Origin of the sequence: Nocardia sp. NPDC050793 (genome assembly GCF_040654065.1) — a bacterium.
Lineage (GTDB): Bacteria > Actinomycetota > Actinomycetes > Mycobacteriales > Mycobacteriaceae > Nocardia.
Map to the genome: position 1 here is coordinate 192,083 of NZ_JBFAHG010000001.1, position 22,631 is coordinate 214,713.

The window sequence follows — 22,631 nt, forward strand, 5'->3', positions numbered from 1 at the left end:
TCTATGTCGCGGCAGCGTCCGTGCGTCTTATCCGGAACGCGCCGATCAGCACAACGTGCGGCTCACCTTGTCGGCGCCCAGAATCCCTCGGACGCCGGGACTCTAGTGCTACGAATCCTCGAGCTCCCATTCATCGACATCTCCCAGCATCTCGAAAATCTGAAAAGTCGGACATTTCGAACATCTGGCGAAGCAACGCGGGCTCACATGCAACAGCTATCTGGCACCGTTGTCGGGCAGTCTAGCGACTTCACAGCCCTCACCCCTCGCGGGAGGTGGCGTTTCGGCTCGGCTTCCCGGATAGCGTGCCCCGATGGGGTCGCTCACAACGCTCCTGCCGATACCGGCAAGGCAATCCGAATACATTGATGCTCAGTAGAATTCGGTCCAGCGCAGCATCAATCGAGCACAGTCGCGACAGGCGGGCCCGCTCAGCTCTCGGCCGGGAACGGCGACGCATGAGCAGTAGTTCGACGGGTCGGTTGAAGTCGTTACCCGAGTGCGGTGGCGATGTCGGCGTGGGGCCAGTCGCAGCAATCTGATAGCGATGTCGCGGAGCCTGGCCATGACCCATGGCACCGAGCCGGTGCGGGTACGGGTCGGCGGCTGCGTTCGGTGCAGTCGGCAGCACCGGAATATCGGACCAGGGAGGGGTTTTCAGCGTTTCCGCAAGCTTGGCTGATTGTTCTTCACCGTCAGCAGGTAATGGTCCAGCAACCCCACGGGAGCCACATCCGCCGCCTCGACGGCGCCGGTCCCTTCACTCGATGCGGGGGTAGCCTCGACCACGGCATCGACTACGGACACCCAGCCGCGGCGCATTCTCACTGGTGTTCGCTTACCGGCTGCCCGATCGAGGCAGGACGATGCACCATGCGCCGCCGAACACGGCGGCGCCGGCGCCCAAGTGGTCAGCGCATACGCGATCCTGGCAAATCAGAAGCTGAGGCCGAGCGGTTGAGCTCCGTTGGCGCACGTCGCGTTGATCATGCGAGTAGTGAACGGTTCGAGCATGACGTTGACCGGCAATGCGATCCCGGTCGCGCATACCGCCGTTCCGTTGACGACCTGCGGTGCGGCGGTCGAGTTCGTACAGGTCATCCCGGCGCAGTGCACCCCTGCCGGCGGGATCGCCGCCGCCGCCGTACCAGCGGCAAGCGCGGCAACACAGATCACACCCACCACCGACGTCACAGCAAATGCGACACACTTCATCGCCCTTACCCCTTTCGCCATGTTGAGCAATTCAACAGCAAACACTGCGCCGGTCAGCGTACACGCGGCCATTCGCTCAACCCGCCAGACTCGCCGACCGCTTCGGCGGCTTCGTCGTACTCGCGGTACACCCGGCCCACTACCAGACACGGTTCACAACGAGCCAGCAATATATTGGCAATTAGCACGCCATGCCATACTCTGGATACCTTTCATCCATGCGAAGCGAAGCTGCGGCGCCTCACACCTAACCCGATGTCGACCCGGCTCTGCCGAGGCAAGCCCGACTGTTCAATCGCCGCATTGCGGATCTCCGATCGGGTTGGCGGCGCGTTGCTCCGCAGCCTTTTCCGCCCACTGCTGGTAGTCCAAAATCGCTTGTCTCGCCCTTTCCCGTGAACCCGGCTGCGGATTCGACACCGACACCGCGACAGCGGACATCATATCGTCGAGATGACGCTGGTTTTCCGTCGAGATCGCGGATCGGGCCACCAGGCTCTGCTTGAAGTCGGTGTTGCACTCCGCCTGCCGGGCCGTTTGAACTCCGGCGTACACGGTGCTCGCCAGACTCAGCGCGGCAATAACAATCAGCACATACGCCTGCTGCCTGTCCGTATGTGGCACCGTGGGCGCGGCGAAATGTCTACCACCTATCCTATATTCACGCCATCCCAAACTCAGACCGGCGAAAAAGCCGATTCCCATACAAGCCGCCCCGAACAGGAATTGCAGGATCACGCCGTTCATTGGGATCTACCTTCCTCCGAATGGGCTCCATCGTTGCGTGATACCTGATACCGTGCGGCGCCCAGGAGCCCGATCAGAGCGCCCATTACCCCGTTGGCACCGGTGTTACTCGTGTATCCATCGATTACCAGAGGTGCGAGAAGATTTGTCGCCCAGGCCAGCGCCACGATGTACACCAGCACTGTCAGGGTTCGCTTCGACACGCCATCGTGCCCGGACATTTCCCCTCCTCGTCAACACACCCGGGAGCGCTTGCGGCCGGGCCAACTTCGAGAGGAGCCGCTACTCCGCCTCGTCGGGTTCGGGCGTTGCCGCCCGAGCAGGTGTGACCGCTTGTCGGATCAACACGCCCGCGATAATCGGGCTGATCGCGGCATAGACGGTCACCGCGGACTCGATCCAACCCGTATCGATCTGCTGGCCGACGAACAAGGCGATGACGCCAGTGACGGCAACCAAGATCGACCGGACGAGTGCTGGTTCAGGTATGCGTTTCATTTGGCACCTTCGATCTCCGCCAGTACCGCCTGCGCGCCCGCATCACCCCGTGCGGCTTCCCGCTTCACGAGGTCGACGGCCCAGCCGATACCTTTCAGGGCTTCGCGTTCGACGTGCTCCTCGTGGGTTCGAGCGTCGATGTCGAGGACAAACCCGGCGAGCGTATCGACCAGGTCGTCGTTGGCACGGTATTTCGACCGCGATCCGAACCGCTTGCCGAGTTCTTCATCTGCCAGGGACATGATCGCCTCCGATATCGTTGTGCCGTTGTTGATCTCGAATGCCCGCGCGATCACGAGGTCGTACGGGAAGTTGTCGCCGGGGTCCCAGTGGTCGGACTCGTGGAACGCGGCGGTGATGTCGATGTGGCCGACGATCCCCCGCATTCCGTTGGCCGCATCAGCGGCGCTGATCTTCACGAGCGGGATGCCGTACAGGCGACTCCATTCCGCATACCGCATCGCGGTGCGCTCGAGCAGCTTTCCCTCTTGTTGCCACCGGTCACGCGTCCACTCGGCTCGACCCATCGCGCATACGTGCAGGCCGCGGCGGTTGCCTTGCTCCATCGCTGCCCACGCCTGCTTGTTGTCGGGCACCATGCGAACTTCTTCGCCGTCGAAGTCGATCATCGTCTGGTACGACCCGTTGCCGGTTCGCTCCAGGTAGTCGATGACGGAGGTGTTCCCGCTCTCGCTCTCGGTGGTGTGCTCGACGATCAGCTGCTTGGTGTTGTCGGCGTCGTTCCACAGCCGGTTCATTTGCTCGCGATATGGAACGAGATCGACTCCGAGCGGATGCCCCCTGGCGCTACTTGCGCCTGTCGCTGCGGACCACTGCCCGTAGTCGTCTTCGAGAGTGACGTTCACGTCCACTCCGACGCCGCCGACCGTGCGTTTGTCGATTTCGATCTGGTGAATGTGAGCGGCGGGATGGTCGCCGTTGATCGATGGATCGCCGGACCAGTCGTGCTGCCAGAACCAGCTGGCGACGCCGTCCTGGAGCGCCCAGTCGATGCAGCGCGCGTTGCCGTACATACCGGTCCGCTCCAGACCGATTACCGACGCCCAACCGCGCAGGAACGGCGCGATCTGCGAATTCCACTCTTCGAGGGAAGGATTCGAGTCGACGGGCGCGTAGATCGGCCGGTCGCCGGGCCCGCCCGCCTCGGTGTGGTACTTCAGGGCGATCTCGGCGTGCCGGACGCCGCCATCGAATCCGGCGAGCCAATCCGAAGTAGCATCCTTGCCGTACTGGTAGTTCGAGACGATCTCCAATCCCAATGCGCGCAGACGATCGCAGTAGTCGCGCCGCAGCGGCTTCGCACCGAAGTTCGCGCCGGGCCTCGAGTTCGAGAAGTAGCCGATCACACCGTCGTATCCCGCGTCCTTGATGGCTTGCGGGTCGATCAGACTCGCAGAGAAGTCCAGCAGTTTCACTGCCTCGCCTCCTCGATATCGTGTGGTGAGTGCTGCTGAACCAGCGCCCTGGGCAGAGAATTGGTAGTCCGCCCAGGGCGTGGTTCGGCGTCATCCGGTGCCGGGCGTCAGCCGCCCGGACCGCCCGGTCAGACGTAGGTGAAGGACACCCCGTTGCTGGTACCACCCGCCGTGGTGGCGGTGATCAGCACGGTCCCAACCACACCTGCCGGGGAGACCGCCGTGATCTGCGTGGCAGAGTCCACCGTGAACGAGGTCGCCGGCGTGGCACCGAAGGTGACCGCGGTTGCTCCGGTCAGATCTGTTCCGGTGAGGACCACCGTTGTTCCACCGGCCACCGGGCCGCTGTTCGGAACCGCCGAGGTCAGTGTCGGCACCGCGACGTAGGTGTAGGCGACACCATTACTGGTTCCGCCCGCCGTGGTAGCGGTGACCTGCACCGTCCCAGCCGCACCCGCAGGCGCGACCGCCGTGATCTGCGTAGCCGAGTCCACCGTGAACGACGTTGCCGGAGTCGCACCGAAACTCACCGCCGTGGCCCCGGTCAGATCTGTTCCGGTGAGAACGACCGTTGTGCCGCCGGTCACCGGTCCCTGGTTCGGAACCGCCGTGGTCAGCGCGGGCACCGCGACGTAGGTGTAGGACACCCCGTTGCTGGTACCACCCGCAGTGGTGGTGGTGATCAGCACCGTCCCAGCCGCACCCGCCGGAGCGACCGCCGTGATCTGCGTAGCCGAGTCCACCGTGAACGACGTTGCCGGTGTCGCACCGAAACTCACCGCCGTGGCGCCGGTCAGATTCGTTCCGGTGAGAACCACCGTCGTTCCACCGGTCACCGGTCCCTGGTTCGGAACCGCCGTGGTCAGCGCGGGCACCGCGACGTAGGTGTAGGACACCCCGTTGCTGGTACCACCGGTTGTGGTGGTGGTGATCAGCACCGTGCCAGCCGCACCTGCCGGGGCGACCGCTGTGATCTGCGTGGCAGAGTCCACGGTGAACGAGGTCGCCGGTGTCGCACCGAAACTCACCGCCGTGGCGCCGGTCAGATTCGTTCCGGTCAGGACCACCGTCGTGCCACCGGCCACGGGTCCCACATTCGGAACCGCCGTGACCAGTGTCGGCGCTGCGACATAGGTGTAAGCGACACCGTTGCTGGTTCCACCGGCTGTTGTGGTGGTGATCTGCACCGTTCCGGTTCCAGCGGGCGCGACTGCCGTGATCTGTGTGGCAGAGTCCACTGTGAACGAGGTCGCCGGTGTGGCACCGAAACTGACCGCGGTGGCTCCTGTCAGATCTGTTCCGGTCAGGACCACCGTTGTTCCACCGGTTGCCGGGCCGGTGTTCGGAACCGCCGTAGTCAGCGCGGGCACCGCGACATAGGTGTAAGCGACACCATTACTGGTTCCACCCGCCGTGGTAGCGGTGACCGCAACCGTCCCGGTTCCAGCGGGCGCGACCGCTGTGATCTGTGTGGCAGAGTCCACCGTGAACGAGGTCGCCGGTGTGGCACCGAAACTCACCGCCGTAGCCCCGGTCAGATTCGTTCCGGTCAAGACCACCGCTGTACCACCGGCCACCGGTCCCACGTTCGGAACCGCCGCGACCAGCGTGGGCACCGCGATATAGGTGTAAGCGACACCATTGCTGGTTCCACCCGCCGTAGTAGCGGTGACCTGCACCGTCCCAGCCGCACCCGCAGGCGCGACCGCCGTGATCTGCGTGGCAGAGTCCACGGTGAACGAGGTCGCCGGAGTCGCACCGAAACTCACCGCGGTAGCCCCGGTCAGATTCGTCCCCGTCAAGACCACCGTCGTGCCACCGGCCACCGGTCCCACGTTCGGAACCGCCGCGACCAAGGTGGGGACCGCGACATAGGTGTAGGTAACGCCGTTGCTGGTTCCACCCGCCGTGGTAGCGGTGACCGCAACCGTCCCGGTTCCGGCAGGCGCGACCGCCGTGATCTGCGTGGCAGAGTCCACCGTGAACGAGGTCGCCGGAGTCGCACCGAAACTCACCGCGGTAGCCCCGGTCAGATTCGTCCCCGTCAAGACCACCGTCGTGCCACCGGCCACGGGTCCCACGTTCGGAACCGCCGTGGTCAGCGTGGGCACCGCGACATAGGTGTAGGAGACACCATTACTGGTTCCACCCGCCGTGGTAACGGTGACCGCAACCGTCCCGGTTCCAGCGGGCGCGACCGCGGTGATCTGCGTGGCAGAGTCCACGGTGAACGATATCGCCGGAGTCGCACCGAAACTCACCGCCGTGGCCCCGGTCAGATTCGTTCCGGTCAGAACGACCGTCGTACCACCGGCCACCGGCCCCACATTCGGAACCACCGTGACCAGCGTCGGCACCGCGACATAGGTGAAAATAACGCCGTTGCTGGTTCCACCCGCCGTGGTGACAGTGACCGCAACCGTCCCGGTTCCAGCGGGCGCAACCGCCGTGATCTGCGTGGCAGAGTCCACCGTGAACGAAGTCGCCGGAGTCGCACCGAAACTCACCGCGGTGGCCCCGGTCAAATTCGTTCCGGTGAGGACCACGGTTGTACCGCCGGCCACCGGTCCCACGTTCGGAACCAGGGTGGTCAGTGTGGGCACCGCCACATAGGTGTAGCCGACGCCGTTGCTGGTTCCACCCGCCGTAGTAGCGGTGACCTGGACCGTCCCAGCCGCACCCGCCGGGGCGACCGCTGTGATCTGCGTGGCCGAGTCCACGGTGAACGAAGTCGCCGGAGTCGCACCGAAACTCACCGCCGTAGCCCCGGTCAGGTTCGTACCCGTCAGAACGACCGTCGTACCACCTGCCACCGGCCCAGCATTCGGAACCGCCGTGGTCAGTATCGGCACCGCGACGTAGGTGTAGGCGACACCATTACTGGTTCCACCCGCCGTAGTAGCGGTGATCAGCACCGTCCCAGCCGCACCCGCCGGAGCGACCGCCGTGATCTGCGTAGCCGAGTTCACGGTGAACGAGGTCGCCGGTGTCGCACCGAAACTCACCGCCGTAGCCCCGGTCAGATTCGTTCCGGTCAGGACCACGGTTGTACCGCCGGCCACCGGCCCAACATTCGGAACCACCGTGACCAAGGTGGGGACCGCGACATAGGTGTAGGTGACACCGTTGCTGGTTCCACCGGCAGTGGTAACGGTAACCTGCACCGTCCCGGTTCCAGCGGGCGCGACCGCCGTGATCTGCGTAGCCGAGTCCACCGTGAACGACGTTGCCGGTGTCGCACCGAAACTCACCGCGGTGGCTCCGGTCAGATTCGTTCCGGTCAGGACCACGGTTGTACCGCCGGCCACCGGTCCCACGTTCGGAACCACTGTGGTCAGTGTCGGCACCGCGACGTAGGTGTAGGCGACACCATTACTGGTTCCGCCCGCCGTGGTGACAGTGACCTGCACCGTCCCAGCCGCACCCGCCGGAGCGACCGCCGTGATCTGCGTAGCCGAGTTCACGGTGAACGAGGTCGCCGGTGTCGCACCGAAACTCACCGCCGTGGCCCCGGTCAGATTCGTTCCGGTCAGGACCACGGTTGTACCGCCGGCCACAGGCCCAACATTCGGAACCACCGTGGTCAGCGTCGGCACCGCGACATAGGTGAAAGCGACGCCGTTACTGGTTCCACCCGCCGTGGTGACAGTGACCTGCACCGTCCCGGTTCCAGCGGGCGCGACCGCCGTGATCTGCGTGGCAGAGTTCACAGTGAACGAGATCGCCGGAGTCGCACCGAAACTCACCGCCGTAGCCCCGGTGAAGTTCGTCCCCGTCAGGACCACCGTCGTACCACCGGCCACCGGCCCAACATTCGGAACCACCGTGGTCAGCGTCGGCACCGCGACATAGGTGAAAGCGACGCCGTTACTGGTTCCACCCGCGGTGGTGACAGTGACCTGTACCGTTCCGGTTCCCGCGGGGGTTACGGCCGTGATCTGGGTGTCGGAGTTCACGGTGAACGAAGTCGCCGGTGTGGCACCGAAGTTGACCGCGGAGGCAGTGGACAGCCCCGTCCCGGTGAGGATGACCGTGGTCCCACCGACCACTGGTCCTGTGTTGGGAGTGATGCTGGTCAGAGCGGGAACCCCGGCATAGGTGTAGGACACCCCGTTGCTGGTACCACCCGAGCCCGTGACGGTGACCTGCACCGTGCCCGTCCCCGGGGGAGCGACCGCGGTGATCTGGGTGCTGGAATTCACGGTGAAGGTAGTGGCGGTGGTGCCGAACCGCACAGTGAGGGGGCCGGTGAACCCGGTGCCGGTGATCGTGACGCTGTTACCGCCCGAAGCAGGCCCCGCGGTTGGGGAGATGGACGTGATCGTGGGCACGACGACATAGATGTAGGTCACCCCGTTGCTGGTTCCGCCCGGGGCGGTGACCGTGATCTGCACAATGCCGGTTCCGGCAGGAGCGACAGCAGTGATCTGCGTGTCCGAGACCACCGTGAACGAGGTTGCCGCCGTGCCACCGAAGCTGACTGCGGTGACGCCGGTCAGATTGGTGCCGGTGAGGGTGACCGTGTTCCCGCCAGTGGTTGGCCCCTGAGTGGGACTCACGCTGCTCAGGGAAGGAACCGGGAGATAGGTGTAGGGAACACCGTTGCTGGTTCCCGCCGAGGATGTGGTGACGGTGACCTGCACCGTGCCCGATCCGGGAGGGGCGATGGCGGTGATCTGTGTGGGAGAGTCCACCGTGAAAGTCGTTGCCACCGTACCGAACTTCACGCTGGTGACAATGGGGACGAACCCGGTGCCGGTAATCGTGACGCTGTTGTTCCCCGATGCAGGCCCCGAGCTCGGAGAGAGGGAAGTGATGGTCGGCATGAGTATCTTCCTTCGAGAGTCGATCAGAGCCCCCGGTCCAGCCCTGGGGCAGTGGGCCGGGGCAGATTGTGGCGCTGCCGGGAGCCGGTCCCGGGCAGTGCCACGAGCGCCTGACCGCTGCCATAGCGGTACTGCGGATGACATTGCCAGCAGTCAGTAATGCGGCTCACCGTTGCCGGTGACGCAGGTGCATTTCGAGTAGCAGCGTCGCTTTGTTCGCACTGCCACTTCGTCCATTATCTTGAATTGGCTACATTTCCCCCTTGCAGAAATCGACCGGATATGAAGCCATCCACAAACATACGCCTACAGAATACGGAGCGCAATAATCTATCCTGGATAGAACTCGAGCGTACGAGCAGGTCAGCTACGGTTTCGGTGCATTTCTCACGAATTTCGACGGCGTTTTATCACGAATCCCGACGGCGTTTTATCACGAATTTCGACGGCGCTTCAGGTCGAGTTCTTCACGCATTCCTACGGCATCAATGATGCGTATCTCTTCTGAATTCGGAACGTTTGTTTCTCACAAAGATCCCGCCATCCGATGAATCCGAAGCGGGAGCGCCGACAAGCCATTTGTCGAGCAGGCGCAGCGACCGAACGCCAAGGCATCGGCGGTGCGAGCCGGAGATCGGCAGGTCAGCGTGGTTCGTCGGTGGGTTCGGCTGTCTTGGCACGTGCCCAGCGGTAGCTGTGGGTGCCGGTCTCGATGATGTTGCCGCCGAAGGTAAGCCGGTCGATGATGGCGGCGCGGAGCCCAGCGTCGGTGAATGTCGTCGACCAGTCGGCGAAGCGGCGGTTGGAGACGATCGCGACCGACTTCCGCTCCTCACGTTCGGTCAATACCTGAAACAGCAACTCGGCGCCGCGTCTGTCCAGCTCTGTGTAGCCGAGCTCGTCGATGCAGAGCAGGTCGACGCCGCTGTAGCGGGCGATGGTGTTGGTGAGCCGTCTGTTATCCGCGGCTTCGATCAGCTTGTTGACCAGCGTGGCAGCCAGGGTGTACCTGACGCGGTATCCGGCCTTCGCCGCCTCGGTGCCCAAGGCGATGAGCAGATGGGATTTCCCGGTGCCGGAGTCACCGATCAAGCACAACGGCAGCCCTTCCTTGACCCAGCCGCAGGTAGCGAGAGTACGGATCATGGCGGGGTCGACACTTGGATTGGCACCGAAATCGAAGTCACGCAACGTTTTAGAGCGAGGGAACCCGGCGGCCTTGACGAACCGTTCAGAGCGGCGACGGGCCGTCATCTGTTCCGTCTGCAGCTGTGGTTTGCGTTCGCGGACATAGGCACTGACTCGCTGATACGAGACGTCCCTCATGCCGTGCTCCTCGAGCAAACGGTGATAGATCCGAGTCGCCGTGTGCTGTTGCCTACGAGGCACATCCAGATCGGCGCGCAGAACATCGTCGATGAACGGCTTGTAGGGATCCAGCTTCTGCGGTCGCGGCGGATACTCCTTCCGCGGCTCCGGCCACACGGACTCCGTCGCGTTGGCCACCGTGCGCCACCCGACCTTGTGCTTGCGCTCGATGGCACGCTTGGACAAGCCGGCACGAAGATCCTGGCGGATAGCCGCGTACAGCTCAACTTTCGATATGTCAGACACCAGCAGCCTCCCCTCGCCCCGCAACCAGCAATTCCACTATAACCGCAGGTGTCGCCTGGAATCCGTGACTCCGCAACGCCCTCCGTCAAGATTCGTGAGCAATCGCCGTCATGGTTGATGAACAAGGCACGGGCCCAGGGAACCTCGATCGAACCCTCTTCCGGTAGTCGGTCTTCCCATTCTGATGACTGCGGCCGAAATCGTAGCTGCAGGGCGCGGACTCCGGTATCACCCCGAGGCTGCAGGTGTTCAGCGAGGAGCATGTCGGGGCGACGCGGTCGAGGGTCTCCAGAGGCACGCTGACAGTGCAGATTCCGCGTTCGGATCTGGGTGCGCCCAAGTTTCAGGTGAATTCCGCCGTCCCTTGTCGATCCGGACCGCGCCGGTGCCCGGGTTGCCGTCGCGCACGAGCAGAGCGATCTCACCTGGACGCGCCATGGAGACGAGGCCGAACTCCGCCTGGGGCGCCAGCGTTCGGCCGGCAATTGCTCGAACAGCTCCCACTCGTCGTTGTCGAAGATATCGATCTCGGACTGGGGAGGGCGCGGCAAGCGTGTGCCCGCGCGAAGATGACGGTCGCCGCGAACACCGCGCCTACATCGACAACGACATCAGTGACGACAAACACCGGCCGCAGGAGTTCGCGCACGCTCGCAGGAAGCCGACGAAGGCGCCGCACACGGCGGAGGGGAGAGTCTCGGCGATAGGCTACAGATTGGCTACAGCAATGGAACAAAAGAAGACCCTGCACCAGGAACTCGCTGGTCAGGGCCATCTTTCCGAGTGGTCCCAGCTGGGATCGAACCAGCGACCTTCCGCGTGTGAGGCGGACGCTCTCCCGCTGAGCTATGAGACCGAACTCTCCGTTCGGGTGGCGACTCGATGCCTTCCGAACGAGATGGAACATTAGCACGCCCTACCGGTCAGCCACCAAATCGCCACCTGGACAGCACCGATTCGTCGTGTTGCGGGTGAGTCGTCCTGTTGCGGATGAGTCACCGCGCGATCCTTATCCACCGCGCCCGAACCCAGCGGCGCCAGCTCCAGCCGACCCGGCCGCGCGCCGAGTGCCGAACGCCGAGTCGACCGCCAGAGGGGAATCCCTGGGGCGCCCCGCCGAGACCAAGCGATCCGACGCCGCACCCGCCTCGCCAGTCCCCCACACCCCACCGGCCGCACCGGCCACACTCGCAACTTCGCCGTTTTCAGCCGTTCTACCAGCGGATTTGTACCTTTCACCGGGCGTCGGCTAATGTTCTGTCTCGCACCACGGAGGCCGGAACGAAAGCCCCCGAGATGCAAATGCGGATGTAGCGCAGCTGGTAGCGCATCACCTTGCCAAGGTGAGGGTCGCGGGTTCGAATCCCGTCATCCGCTCGAGAGGTAGGGCCAGGCAGTGTAAACAGCCTTCCCCCTTTGCGCGGTGGAGTGGCCGAGTGGTGAGGCAACGGCCTGCAAAGCCGTGCACACGGGTTCGATTCCCGTCTCCACCTCGCGCGATTAGCTCAGCGGGAGAGCGCTTCCCTGACACGGAAGAGGTCACTGGTTCAATCCCAGTATCGCGCACCACCGTCTCACGAGGTCAGACCCGGTTTTCACCGGGTCTGATTTTGTTTGTGCCGGAGACGTGCCATCTCCAGAGATCCGTTGTCGAGCCGCGTCGAGTGCCGTCAGTTGTCGGGGACCCTCGTTAGGCTGCCGGTTGTGGCTGGTGACTCGGGGGTTGCGGTAGAGGGCGGCGAGGCGGCGTTTCCGGATGACATTCGGGGGGAGGTGTCGTTCGGGCTGGAAGAGGTCAACGAGGTGTTGGCGGGGCTGGTGGGGGTGCATGCGGAGCGGCGGAAGCGGGATGCGGAGATCGTGGGGTATCGGCTGGGGATCGGTGGGGAGGGGCCGGAGACGTTGGCGCGGATCGGGGCGCGGTTCGATTTGGCGCGGGATCGGGTGCGGCAGTTGCACACTCGGGCGGTCGGGCAGATGTTGCGGGAGGCGGCGTCGATCGGGGGCCGGGAGGCGGAGGTATTCGCCGGGCGGTATCCGGTGGACGGGCGGGATTCGGCGCTGGTGCGGGCGCTGCTGGTGGAGACGTACGCGACCGACGCGGATCTGGCGGCCAACGAATTGTCGTATCTGAAACTGCGGCTCGCGGGGCACGCCCCCGAGGACGCGAAACGGATTGCGGGCTACGTCATGCAGCGGATCATGGCGTGGCAGAAGAAGACGAACCGGCAGCTGGCGAAGCTGCGCGACGCCGAGCCCGCGGCCGCGACCGAGATCGGCGAATGGGCGGCACGGGTCGAGTGGCCCGTGAGCTCGCCTGCCGCGCTGCCGACGAACTCCGCCCGCACGGTCGACGGCGACGACGAAGGACGCGGCCGGTTCTACCTGGACAAGGTCGGTCGCGACGTCGGCTTCGACTCCGCGCTGCAAGCCCGGCTGCTGCGCACGCTCAACACGGCCGACACGGTCGAGACGTTTCAGGAACATCCGATCGCGGTGCGCTACGACATCGACGGCTCGGAGCGCGTCCACTACCCGAGCGTCGCCGCGCGTTTCACCGACGGCCGGGTCGCGCTGATCGACGTGCAACCGCTCGGCCACGTCGCCTTCCACGTCAACCGCGCCAAGTCGGCGGCGGCGCGCGACCGGGCGCACGCCGAGGGTTGGGGGTGGCTGGTCTGGACGGGAAGCCGCCTCGGCCTACCGGAACTCACCCGCCGCGAAGTGGACGCCCGCCGTGCGAACGGTCTCGCCGAACTCGTCGAGCGTGGGCCGGTGCCGTGGCGCGAGGTGCGGCGGCTGCGCGAGGAATCCGGTCTCGAACTGCTCGATTTCGCGGCGCTGGTGCTGCGCAACGAATGGCGTTGGGACCGCGGCCCGTTCCGCTTGACCCGCGGCTGACGCTCAGCGCACCACCATGGCCGCCGCGAGAAACGTCACGATCAGCAACATCGCGCAGTAGGTGATCAACTGCCAGTGGCTCACCGTCTGCTGCAGCCCGGCGATGGTGGCGCGCAGACTGTTGTCCACCCGATGGTGGTCGGCCAGCTTGCGGTTCACCTCGGCCAGCGCGTCCGCGTGCGTCTGCGCGTCGTGTTCGGCGCGCTCCAGCCGGGCGGTCAGCTTCATCACCTGTTTCTGCTTGTCCCTGACCGACTTCCGGGACAGCGCGAGGGCGGTGCGCTGATTGACCAGCTCCTGCCGCTGCCGGGCGATCACCGCGGCCTGCGTTCTCGTGTGATGCTCCCAGTCGGTCACGGTTGCCCATCCTCCCGTCATCTCGTCGCGAAAACCCCAGGCGATCTCGCCGGACACCCAGCCGCGCAGGAACTCGCGCAACTCGAACGGCTCGCGCCGCGGCATCGCGACAGCGCTGTGCTCGGCCGCCAACATGCCCATGTCGATCAGGTAATCGCAGGCGGGCGGGGCGAAGTCGGCGATGCCGAGCGCGGGCAGGTGGGCCACCCAGTAGCCGGGCTGGCACAGCCACAGCACGCCGTCGCATCCCGCCGCGCGCAGCCGGGCCGTGTGTTCGTGGGCGAGCGTCCGGTCCAGCGGACCGCTGCGCACCTCGACGGCGTAGGTCCGCTCGCCGATCCGCCACAGAATGTCGACGCGGATGCCGCCGACGCGGCGGTCCACATCGGCCTCGTCGGCGCCGAAGGCCACCAGCCTGCCGCACAACCAGTACTTGAGTCGCTGGATATCCCATTGGGCGTCGGCGCATCCCGGGCAACGGCAGCTGTACCGGGATCGATCACCCACCGCCGTGCGTACCTCGCCCTGCACATCGGCAATGCCCAATTCGGCGAGCATCGCCCGACGTCCGCATGCCTGCTCCACGCGCTGCGTCGTTCTCACGCGATCACTCCCCTGCCCAACACCGCACGGTCTCTCGACCTACTCCATAGATCAAGAGTGCGCTTATCTTCGGCCGCCCGCCAGCCCCCTATACCCCGCGCTCGGGTGCGCCGCCACCGGCGTGACACCTCCCATCAGGCGATGTGCGCTGTGTCACAAGGGATTTCGCAGCGACATACGCGAGAAAGACCACAGAAATTTCGGCCGATCGATTTTTGCCGCCAATTCGGCGACGCGGCCGGGCGCGCCGGATCGTCCGCCCTCCGCCTCAGCCGCGCCGGGCGGTGCTCCCCCCGCGCCTCCGAAGGGCTGTGGATAGAATCGCCAGGCCACGCGCAGTTCGGGCATCTACGGGGAAGAAGGTACGGATGGAGCACGGCCAGCAGGGCGCCGAATCGGTCGGCGCGATCTTGTCGGGCATCGCGGAGCTCCTGCGCGAGGTGAGCGACAAACTCGACAGCGTCGCCGCCCGGGTCGGTGAGGACAACGGCGTCGAGGCGCGCCTGAAGAAGCTGGAGGCCTGGGCCTTCCGTACCGAGCAGAATGTCTCGGCACTGGAGACGCGGGTCGATGACGTGACGTCCGGCGCGTCCGTCGAACGCGCCGGGGCCGCGCCGCTGCCCCGCGCCGCGCGGCGGGCACCCGCCGCGCCGACGGCGCGTCTCGAAGAGCCGCGACCCGAATCCTTACGCGCCGAGAACTCCCGCGCCGAAACCCCGCGCACCGAGACTTCTCGCCCCGAAACCCTGCGCACCGAAACTTCTCGCCCCGAAACTCTGCACACCGAAACCCTGCGCGCCGAAACCTCTCGCCCCGAGACTCCGCGTCCCGAAGCTCCTCGCGCCGAACGCCTCCGACCGTCCGCGCCGCTCCGCCCTGAGCCGGCCCCCGAGCCGTCGCGCACCGACAGTCTCGAGGCCGCCGCCATCGTGGCGCGCGTCGAGCAGCAGACCGCGCCGCCGACCTCGCTGCCTCGCAGGGACACCGTCCCCGTCCCGGCCGCGCTGCACGATTGGGTCGAGCCCAACGTCTCGCGCGGCGCGCCCTACGACGCCGCGCCAGAACCGGTCTCGAACGCGCACGCCGAGCCCGCGGAGATCGCGCCGCGCACCGAAACACCGCAGGAGCGACTGGGCTTCGGCACCGTCGGCACGCCCGTCGTCGATACGTCTGGCGTCAACATGTCTGGCGTCAACACGTCTGTAGTCAACTCAGCGCCGCGGCTGAACGGCCGTCTGGAGGCGCCGACGCTCACCAGTCGCGCCGACACCACCCTGACCGCGCCGCGCGACGAGCCCGCCGCCGGGCCGACCCAGCATCACGCGACCGTCGACGACAATTCGCATGTCGACAAGCTTCAGGCCATGCTCGACGAACTCAAGCGCAACCCGGCGGGCCCGTTCGGCAGGCCGCTCAGCAGTCCGCCGGGCGACCCGTCCGCGCAATAGTCACTCGGTTTCGCTCCGCTCCGGCGGCGCGAGCAGCGCGCGGATCGTTTCGCGCAACCAGCGATGCCCGCTGTCGGCGGTGTTGCGCGGATGCCACGCCATGCCGACCGTCACCTCGGGCAGCGGCAGCGGAATGTCGAAGGCGCGCAGTCCCATGGCGCGCAGCGCGTCGCGGGCCAACCGAGCGGGCGCGGGACAGACGAGTTCGCCGGAGCGCACCGACAGCAGCGCGGTGCTGAGATCGGGGACGATCGCCACCACCCGGCGGGTGCGGCCGTGCAGGGCCAGCCGGTCGTCGATCGGGCCGCGCGAGCGACCCTGCCGGGAGATCGCGAGATGGGCCGCGGCGGCGTAAGCGGCCACGGTGACTCGCTCGGTGATCAGCGGATGGTCCGGCGCGGCGACGCCGACGAGACGATCACCGAGCACCCGTTGCACGGTGATCTCGGGATCGCTGCGCTCCAGGACGCCGACGGCGATGTCGGCGCGCCCTTCGCGCAACCCCGCCGTGCCGTCGTGGCCGTCGGGCAGGAAATGCACGGTGACGCCGGGAGCTCGGCGGCGCACGGCGGCCAGCAGCGGGGCGGCGAGATGGGTACGGACCATATCGTCGGCCTGCACGGTGAAGCCGCGCCGCAGACCGGCCGGGTCGGCCTCGGCGCGGATGTCCAGCAGCGCGCGCCCGCGTTCGACCAACGCGGAGACCTCGTAACGCAATTCGAGGGCGCGCGGTGTCGGGACCAGGTTCCGGCCGGCCCGGACCAGCAGCGGGTCGTCCAGCGTCCGGCGCAACCGCGCGAGCGTCCGGCTCATGGCGGGGGTCGAGGTGCCCAGGCGTTCGGCAGCCTTGGTGACGCTGTTCGTGTCGAGCAGCGCATCCAGGGCTACCAGCAGATTCAGGTCGAGGGCATCCACTCGCGGATTATCACAGACGCAAGATACGGGCGTTGGCGTTGCGTCGGCGACAATCCGCAAACTCCCAGCATCAGGTCTGCGACCGGTACGGGTCGCGCCACGACGATGGATACTGTCCAGCTGGTGCCGGATACGTTTCAGCTGGGGCTGGATACGTTTCAGCTGGTGTCGAATGCATCTCGGCGGGCCGTGGGTGAACTTCGGCTGTCGCCGGACGCATTTCGGCCGTCGGCGGATACATCTCGGCGGTAGCCGGGTGCGCTTCCGCCGGAGCCGGTACCGCCTCGGCGGGCGCCGGTCCGGGTGGAGTCGGCTTCGCCGGGCGCTGCCCGCGCTCCGAGAGCCCGCGGTACGCGGCCGGTTTCACGGGCCGGAACCACTGGGCGAGCCGGGTGCCCGGCGGTAGTCGGAATTTCAGGTCGGCCAGCATCTCGTCGATGTTGTGCAGGGCGAACGGCGTGATGGTCGTGCCGTGCGCGTGGTGGCCGCCGGTGCCCGCCGACATCCACCGCAGGCGCTCGTCGATCTGCTCGCTGCGCTCCTCCGGCGACGGCAGCGCGAGACGGCCGCCGAGCAGCGCGGCGGTCCAGTGCGCGCCGACCTCGGCGCTGAGCGCGCCGAGCAGCGAGGAGTTGTAGCCCGCGAAGGTCAGATTCGGCACCTCGGTCGGCAGAATGTGCCGGTAGAGGCGGAAGTTGCCGTCGTCGTCGGTGAGCCTGCGCTGGATGTACGGCGTCAGGAACGGCACCCGCTGCTGGAAGCCGGTGGCGCACACCACGATGTCGGCGGGGACGACCTGGCCGTCGGAGAGCCACGCGGCGCAACCCGCGGGCGTGCCGGACAGCTCGGTGACGGTCGTGTCCCGCAGGACGGCGATCCGGCCATCGCGGACCTGCTCGAAGAATCCCTCGGTCGCGATGCTCGCGGTGCTTTGGGCGATCTCCTCGAAGCGGCCCTTCGGAACCAGATCCAGGTCGCGCAGGCCCAGCTTCTTGGTGGCGAGTTCCTGGATCACGTCGAAATCGGTGTCGCGGAAGCTGTGCCCCGCACCGTGCAGGAAGCGTTCGAAGCCGCGCGGGCTGTGGTAACGGAAGTGCGCTTCGCCGAGCCGGGTGAGGAACAGCCGCTCGAAGTCCAGACCGGCGCTGAGCCTGCGGGGCATCTTCCACAGCAAACGACGAGCCACCACCGTGGTCGCGGCCGCCACGTGGCTGACCGCCTCGGCGATATCGCAGGCGGACTGGCCGTATCCGACCACCACCACCGACTTCCCGCGCGCCTGCTCGAGATCGAGGAACTCCGAGGAGTGATAGAGCTGCCCGCCGCGCGCGAGATACGTCTCAGCGCCGCGATAGTCGGGCATCTCGGGTTCGCTGAACACACCGTTGGCCACGACCAAGTGATCGCAGGAGGTGCGATGCACGCCCGTCTCGTCGCGGATCTCCAGCAGCCAGCCGCTGTCCACCGGATCGGCGGCCACCACTTCGGTACCCAGTCGCAGGTTCTCGCGCAGCCCGAACTGCTGCACGTATCCCTCCAGGTAGGCCTGCATCTGGGCGCCGTCGGGCAGGCGCGGGTAATCCTCCGGCATGGCGTAGTCCGAGAACCGATAAGTGTGCTTGCTGTTCAGCGTGCGCAACCCGGGATAACGCCGGGTCGCGCTCCAGACACCACCGACATCGGGCGCGCGGTCGAACACCTCGACCGGAAAACCCTCTCGGCTCAACACCTTCGCGGAGGCCAAGCCTGCAATGCCCGCGCCTACGATCGCGATGCGGTTCCCGCTCGTCATGGCCACCGAGATTACCCGCCCGCACCGCGCGGTATAGCTCGCGGGCGCAGATTCATCGGATCTCGCGCGAGGTGACCATGATTCTGGCCTTGCCGTGCGGCACGGTGGTGATGTTGCGCACCCGCCCGCGCTGGGGTCGCGGATCGGCCGGGGCCAGCACAGGACAGCGCGGCCGCCATGGTCTCGTGCCCGGCCAGCAGCAAGGTGACCAGCCGATCGCGCAGTTCCGCGTCCGTCGGCGGCGCTTCGTCGCCGCCGACCTGGAGCAGGCCCGAGAGCACGCGACTCATCGATCCTCCTCCCGAGGTGTCCATGCGGGTGCGCCGAGTTCAGCCTGGCACACCCGCACGGACCTCGGAACCCTCGTCGCCGTTCGCTGTGGAGAACCGGCGGCCTGTGGATGATCCGGCCGGCGAACGGCGGGACGCGAATCAGCGCAGCGCGGGCGCTTTGGTCACTTCGACCGGCAGATCCTGCACGCCGCGGAACAGAACGCTCTCCCGCCACGAGATCTCGTCGGCGTCCACCGCGAGCCGCAGGTCCGGATAGCGATCCAGCAGCCGCGAGATCGCGACGCGCGCCTCCAGCCTGGCCAGACCCGCGCCGAGGCAGAAGTGGATGCCGTGCCCGAAGGCGAGGTGGCCGTTGGTGTTTCGTTCGGCGTCGAAGGTCTCCGGAGCGGCGAAGTGCCGCTCGTCGTGGTTGGCCGAACCCAGCGCCACCAGGACGAGTTCCCCCGCCGGAACCTCGGTCTCGCCGATGACGGTGGGCACCGTCGTGTAGCGCAGCGTCGCCATGTTCACCGGGCCCTCGAAGCGCAACATCTCCTCGACCAATGCGGGCACCCGGTCCAGTTCCGCCCGCAGCGCCGCGTATCGCTGCGGATCGGAGAGCAGGGTGAGCATCGTGTTGCCGATCAGGTTGACCGTGGTCTCGTGGCCGGCGATGAGGATGAGGAAGGCCATGGAGATGATCTCGTCGTCGGTGAGCCGGTCGTCCGCGTCGCCCGCGGTGACGAGGTCCGAGATCAGATCGGCGCCAGGGCCCTCGGCACGGCGGCGGGCGAGCAGGTCCTCGAAGTAGGCCACGATGGCGTCGGTGGCCGAGCGCATCCGCACCGGGTCGGCCAGCGTGATGTCGGAGACCACCGCCGACCATTCCTTGAATTGGGCGCGGTCGGCGGTCGGCACGCCGAGCATCTCGCAGATCACGGTGATGGGCAGCGGGAACGCGAACTCCTCCATCAGATCCACCGGCCCCTCCGCCCGCGCGAGACCGTCGAGCAGCTCGTCGGTGATCGCGGTGATGCGCGGGGTGAGCGCCTCGATGCGGGCGGGGGCGAACGCGGGGGTGACCAGTTTGCGCAGGCGGGCGTGATGCGGCGGGTCCATGTTGAGCAGGTGGTGGCTGAGGCGTTCGTTCACGCCGCCGACACCGCTCTTGCCCGCGCTGTCGCGGCGGGCTTCGGCGCCGGTGTCGGTGTGCGGGTCCTTGCGGATCGTCGGATTGCGCAGCGCTTCGCGCGCCGCGTCGTAGTCGACGATCAGCCAGGCGCGCACCCCCGTGCGCAGTTGGATCTGATGCACCGGGCCCTCGGCCCGGAGCTGTTCATAGAAGGCATACGGCGTACGAAAGAAATCCGGTGGCAGCTGTCTCATCATCGAAAGGCCTTCCCCAGTCGCGAGTTATGTTGCGCCCCTTCGATAGTGGCACGCACCACGAAGTTCGGCCACAATCGCGCCGGATCACAAGGGCCACCGGCTCCGCGGATAATCGCGCGGTGCCGCGACCACCCTCTCGCCGCAGCCGAGCCGAGCGCCACTCGGGGCGGGCCGACGCCACGCGAACGGGTGCACTGCACATGGCTGCACGACCGACCGAACCCGCGCGACCACATCGGATCGCCGGTGCGCCGCGCGCCGCGACCGTGCTCTACTGGACTTATGAGCAACATCCCAGTCATCGTGGACCGGGCCGGTTTGTGGGACGCCGAAGCCCTCAGCGACGTTGCGGCCGCGACCTTTCCGCTCGCCTGCCCGCCCGGCGCCACCGCGGACGACATCGAGATCTACCTGACCGAGGTGCTGTCCGGCGAACGATTCGGCGAATACCTGACCGATCCCGAACGGATCGTTCTCAAGGCGGTCGCGGGCGACGATATCGTCGGCTACGCGATGCTGCACGCGGGCGAACCCGCGGACCCGGAAGTGGCCAGGGCCGTCGACCTGCGCCCCGTCGTCGAGATCAGCAAGATGTACGTGCTACCGGGTCACCACGGCGCCGGGGTGTCGACAGCGCTCATGCACGCCGCGCTCGAGCACGCTCGCGAGGGCGGCTACGCGGGCGTCTGGCTCGGCGTCAACCAGGCGAACACCCGCGCCCACCGCTTCTACGCCAAACACGGCTTCCAGATCGTCGGCACCAAGACCTTCCCCGTCGGCCATCAGCTCCACGACGACTACGTCATGCGCCTGGTCTTCTGACCGCGCGGAGGGTCGATCACCGCACGAAATCGACCAGGGCGGCCTTGAACTCGGCATGCATCACGGCCAGCATGTGATCGCCGGGAACGACGACGGAGCGACCGTCCGGCAACGCCGCCGCGAGGCGCTCTGGTTCGGCGGCGAACGGATCCTCGGAGCCGGCCAGCACGAGCGCGGGCACGGTGATGTCGTCCAGGCCGGTGATCGGGCGTTCGTCCAAACCGACGACCAGCGCCCGGATGGCGGCCAGGTCGGCCCGCACGGCGTCGGCGAGAACGCGGAACATCCTGGCCACCGGGGGCGCGTCCGCACCGTCGCCGTTCATCGCCAGCAGAATCGCCTCGGGCTCGACCACTCGCCGATCGACGCCGCCACAGTCGATCACACCCGAACCGATGCCGCCGACAGCCAATTTCGCGACCCGCTCGTCGGCCGCGGCGACCAGCAGCGAGATCACCCCGCCCATCGAATAGCCCACCTGCGCGACGTCTTCCAGGCCGAGCTCGTCGTAAAGCGCGCGCACATCGCGAGCCATGGCGTCCCACGAATACCGCGCCGGGTCGTGTGGCTTCTCCGAGCGCCCGTGGCCGCGCGCGTCGAGCGAGACGACCCGATGTCCGGCGGCTTGTAGCGCGGCCACCACGCCCATGCTCATCCAGTTGGCGTTGGTGTCGGCGACGACGCCGTGCTGCAACACCACCGTGCGGCCGTCGCCCTCCCACACGCGGTAGCTGAGCTCCAGCCCGTCCCAGGTCTTGAACTTCGACATAACCCGGATCGTAGCCAGGGTCGAACCAGGGGTTGACATGTTCTGGATGTTCAGTCTTTACTGAACACATCAGTTCTTACGGAACATATCGGGACATCGGAACCTCGAAGGAGCATCATGTCCGCCGCGATCCTGGCCGAAGGCCTCACCAAGCACTATGGCAAGCACGTCGCACTCACCGACCTCGACCTGGAGGTCGCCCAGGGCGAGGTGTTCGGTTTCCTCGGCCCCAACGGCGCGGGCAAGTCCACCACCATCCGGATCCTGCTCGACCTGATCCGCCCCACCGCGGGCCGCGTCGAGGTGCTCGGCACGGATCCCCGCGTCGGCGGAGCCGAGCTGCGCGCGCACATCGGCTACCTGCCCGGTGAACTGGAGATCGAGGGCCGCAACACCGCCGCTGATCTGCTCGGCTTCCTCGCCGACCAGCGCGGCACCGTCGAACGGGGCCGGATCGTCGAGCTGGCCGACCTGCTCGACCTCGACCTGTCCAGGAAGGTCGGCGCGATGTCCAAGGGCAACAAGCAGAAGGTCGGCATCATCGCCGCGTTCATGCACCGACCGCGGCTGCTGATCCTGGACGAACCCACCTCCGGCCTGGATCCGCTGCTGCAACAACGCTTTCTGACGTTGGTGAGCGAGGCGAAGGCGAACGGCCAGACGGTCTTCATGTCCTCGCACATCCTGAGCGAGGTGCAGCAGACCGCCGACCGCGCCGTGATCATGCGGGCGGGCAAGCTGCTCGGCACCGAGAACGTCGAGGATCTGCGCCGCCGCTCACCGCGCGCGGTGGAACTGGTCTTCGACGAAGACGTGTTCACCGACGATTTCGCCGGCCTGCCCGGCGTGCACGACCTGTCGGTGACCGACCGGACGGTGCGCTGCACCACCGAGGGCGAGGTCGACGAGCTGTTCAAGAAGGCGGCCAAGTACCGGCTGGTGAGCGTGCTGTCCACCGAACCGGACCTGGAGCAGATCTTCTTCAGCCTCTACGGCCGCTGAGCCACTCAAACGAAACCATCACTCG

15 protein-coding genes, 4 tRNA genes and 1 pseudogene are annotated in these 22,631 nt (G+C 66.6%); 7 read left to right on the forward strand and 13 right to left on the reverse strand.

From position 1 onward, the window contains the following. Window positions 1–936 precede the first annotated feature (936 nt). From AB0H50_RS00740 to AB0H50_RS00770, 7 genes are all read right to left on the reverse strand, one after another. Window positions 937–1,287 carry a hypothetical protein gene (locus AB0H50_RS00740; RefSeq protein ID WP_357444613.1) on the reverse strand — a complete coding sequence of 117 codons (351 nt, stop codon included), beginning with the start codon at window positions 1,285–1,287 and terminating at the stop codon, window positions 937–939. Between the two features lie 219 nt (window positions 1,288–1,506). Continuing rightward, the gene (locus AB0H50_RS00745) at window positions 1,507–1,962 is read right to left on the reverse strand and encodes a hypothetical protein (protein ID WP_357444616.1); all 456 of its coding nucleotides are present in this window, start codon (window positions 1,960–1,962) and stop codon (window positions 1,507–1,509) included. Window positions 1,963–2,244: 282 nt separating this feature from the next. Then, window positions 2,245–2,460, reverse strand: a complete 216-nt coding sequence (locus AB0H50_RS00750; RefSeq protein ID WP_357444619.1) for a hypothetical protein — start codon at window positions 2,458–2,460, stop codon at window positions 2,245–2,247. Further along, the gene (locus AB0H50_RS00755) at window positions 2,457–3,896 is read right to left on the reverse strand and encodes a glycoside hydrolase domain-containing protein (RefSeq protein ID WP_357444623.1); all 1,440 of its coding nucleotides are present in this window, start codon (window positions 3,894–3,896) and stop codon (window positions 2,457–2,459) included. Before AB0H50_RS00755 ends, AB0H50_RS00750 begins: the two co-directional genes overlap by 4 nt. A gap of 128 nt (window positions 3,897–4,024) precedes the next feature. Then, window positions 4,025–8,722 carry an IPT/TIG domain-containing protein gene (locus AB0H50_RS00760; RefSeq protein ID WP_357444626.1) on the reverse strand — a complete coding sequence of 1,566 codons (4,698 nt, stop codon included), beginning with the start codon at window positions 8,720–8,722 and terminating at the stop codon, window positions 4,025–4,027. 642 nt (window positions 8,723–9,364) lie between these two features. Then, window positions 9,365–10,360, reverse strand: coding sequence for an IS21-like element helper ATPase IstB (istB, locus tag AB0H50_RS00765; protein ID WP_357444629.1), 996 nt, complete (start codon window positions 10,358–10,360; stop codon window positions 9,365–9,367). 760 nt (window positions 10,361–11,120) lie between these two features. After that, window positions 11,121–11,192: transfer RNA gene (locus tag AB0H50_RS00770), tRNA-Val, on the reverse strand. 448 nt (window positions 11,193–11,640) lie between these two features. Between AB0H50_RS00770 and AB0H50_RS00775 the strand changes: the two genes are divergently transcribed. The 4 genes from AB0H50_RS00775 (at window position 11,641) to AB0H50_RS00790 (ending at window position 13,237) form a co-directional block, all read left to right on the forward strand. After that, window positions 11,641–11,713 (forward strand) — tRNA-Gly (locus tag AB0H50_RS00775). Window positions 11,714–11,758: 45 nt separating this feature from the next. Next, window positions 11,759–11,829: transfer RNA gene (locus AB0H50_RS00780), tRNA-Cys, on the forward strand. Window position 11,830: 1 nt separating this feature from the next. After that, window positions 11,831–11,905 (forward strand) — tRNA-Val (locus AB0H50_RS00785). Window positions 11,906–12,040: 135 nt separating this feature from the next. Next, window positions 12,041–13,237: a hypothetical protein gene (locus AB0H50_RS00790; protein WP_357444632.1), complete on the forward strand. Its 1,197-nt coding sequence runs from the start codon at window positions 12,041–12,043 to the stop codon at window positions 13,235–13,237. A gap of 3 nt (window positions 13,238–13,240) precedes the next feature. On the opposite strand, the gene AB0H50_RS00795 is transcribed toward AB0H50_RS00790, so the two are convergent. After that, the gene (locus AB0H50_RS00795; protein ID WP_357444635.1) at window positions 13,241–14,197 is read right to left on the reverse strand and encodes a hypothetical protein; all 957 of its coding nucleotides are present in this window, start codon (window positions 14,195–14,197) and stop codon (window positions 13,241–13,243) included. Between the two features lie 368 nt (window positions 14,198–14,565). Between AB0H50_RS00795 and AB0H50_RS00800 the strand changes: the two genes are divergently transcribed. Further along, window positions 14,566–15,645 (forward strand): hypothetical protein, encoded by a 1,080-nt coding sequence (locus AB0H50_RS00800; RefSeq protein ID WP_357444638.1) that lies wholly within the window; start codon window positions 14,566–14,568, stop codon window positions 15,643–15,645. On the opposite strand, the gene AB0H50_RS00805 is transcribed toward AB0H50_RS00800, so the two are convergent. The 4 genes and pseudogenes from AB0H50_RS00805 to AB0H50_RS00820 all read right to left on the reverse strand — a co-directional run bounded on the left by AB0H50_RS00805 (window position 15,646) and on the right by AB0H50_RS00820 (window position 20,013). Continuing rightward, window positions 15,646–16,560 (reverse strand): LysR family transcriptional regulator, encoded by a 915-nt coding sequence (locus tag AB0H50_RS00805; RefSeq protein WP_357444641.1) that lies wholly within the window; start codon window positions 16,558–16,560, stop codon window positions 15,646–15,648. Between the two features lie 70 nt (window positions 16,561–16,630). Further along, window positions 16,631–18,352, reverse strand: coding sequence for an NAD(P)/FAD-dependent oxidoreductase (locus tag AB0H50_RS00810; protein WP_357444644.1), 1,722 nt, complete (start codon window positions 18,350–18,352; stop codon window positions 16,631–16,633). 161 nt (window positions 18,353–18,513) lie between these two features. After that, a pseudogene (locus AB0H50_RS00815) lies at window positions 18,514–18,591 on the reverse strand (hypothetical protein); the annotation flags it as partial. 192 nt (window positions 18,592–18,783) lie between these two features. Next, window positions 18,784–20,013 carry a cytochrome P450 gene (locus tag AB0H50_RS00820; RefSeq protein ID WP_357444647.1) on the reverse strand — a complete coding sequence of 410 codons (1,230 nt, stop codon included), beginning with the start codon at window positions 20,011–20,013 and terminating at the stop codon, window positions 18,784–18,786. 291 nt (window positions 20,014–20,304) lie between these two features. Here AB0H50_RS00820 and AB0H50_RS00825 point away from each other — a divergent pair, with 291 nt between their 5' ends. Next, entirely contained in the window at window positions 20,305–20,835 is a 531-nt protein-coding gene (locus AB0H50_RS00825; RefSeq protein WP_357447131.1) for a GNAT family N-acetyltransferase, read from the forward strand. A gap of 16 nt (window positions 20,836–20,851) precedes the next feature. On the opposite strand, the gene AB0H50_RS00830 is transcribed toward AB0H50_RS00825, so the two are convergent. Beyond that, window positions 20,852–21,604, reverse strand: coding sequence for an alpha/beta fold hydrolase (locus AB0H50_RS00830; protein ID WP_357444650.1), 753 nt, complete (start codon window positions 21,602–21,604; stop codon window positions 20,852–20,854). A gap of 117 nt (window positions 21,605–21,721) precedes the next feature. Here AB0H50_RS00830 and AB0H50_RS00835 point away from each other — a divergent pair, with 117 nt between their 5' ends. Next, complete coding sequence (locus AB0H50_RS00835; protein ID WP_357444653.1) at window positions 21,722–22,606, forward strand: ABC transporter ATP-binding protein; 885 nt, start codon at window positions 21,722–21,724, stop codon at window positions 22,604–22,606. Window positions 22,607–22,631: the final 25 nt, after the last annotated feature.

Excerpts from the sequence above, each read along its gene's own strand:
- AB0H50_RS00745 (WP_357444616.1), bottom strand. The coding sequence starts at position 1,962 with ATGAACGGCGTGATCCTGCAATTCCTGTTCGGGGCGGCTTGTATGGGA.
- AB0H50_RS00750 (WP_357444619.1), bottom strand. The coding sequence starts at position 2,460 with ATGAAACGCATACCTGAACCAGCACTCGTCCGGTCGATCTTGGTTGCC.
- AB0H50_RS00810 (WP_357444644.1), bottom strand. The coding sequence starts at position 18,352 with ATGACGAGCGGGAACCGCATCGCGATCGTAGGCGCGGGCATTGCAGGC.
- AB0H50_RS00830 (WP_357444650.1), bottom strand. The coding sequence starts at position 21,604 with ATGTCGAAGTTCAAGACCTGGGACGGGCTGGAGCTCAGCTACCGCGTG.
- AB0H50_RS00835 (WP_357444653.1), top strand. The coding sequence starts at position 21,722 with ATGTCCGCCGCGATCCTGGCCGAAGGCCTCACCAAGCACTATGGCAAG.
- AB0H50_RS00800 (WP_357444638.1), top strand. The coding sequence starts at position 14,566 with ATGGAGCACGGCCAGCAGGGCGCCGAATCGGTCGGCGCGATCTTGTCG.
- AB0H50_RS00760 (WP_357444626.1), bottom strand. The coding sequence starts at position 8,722 with ATGCCGACCATCACTTCCCTCTCTCCGAGCTCGGGGCCTGCATCGGGG.
- AB0H50_RS00740 (WP_357444613.1), bottom strand. The coding sequence starts at position 1,287 with ATGGCCGCGTGTACGCTGACCGGCGCAGTGTTTGCTGTTGAATTGCTC.
- AB0H50_RS00820 (WP_357444647.1), bottom strand. The coding sequence starts at position 20,013 with ATGATGAGACAGCTGCCACCGGATTTCTTTCGTACGCCGTATGCCTTC.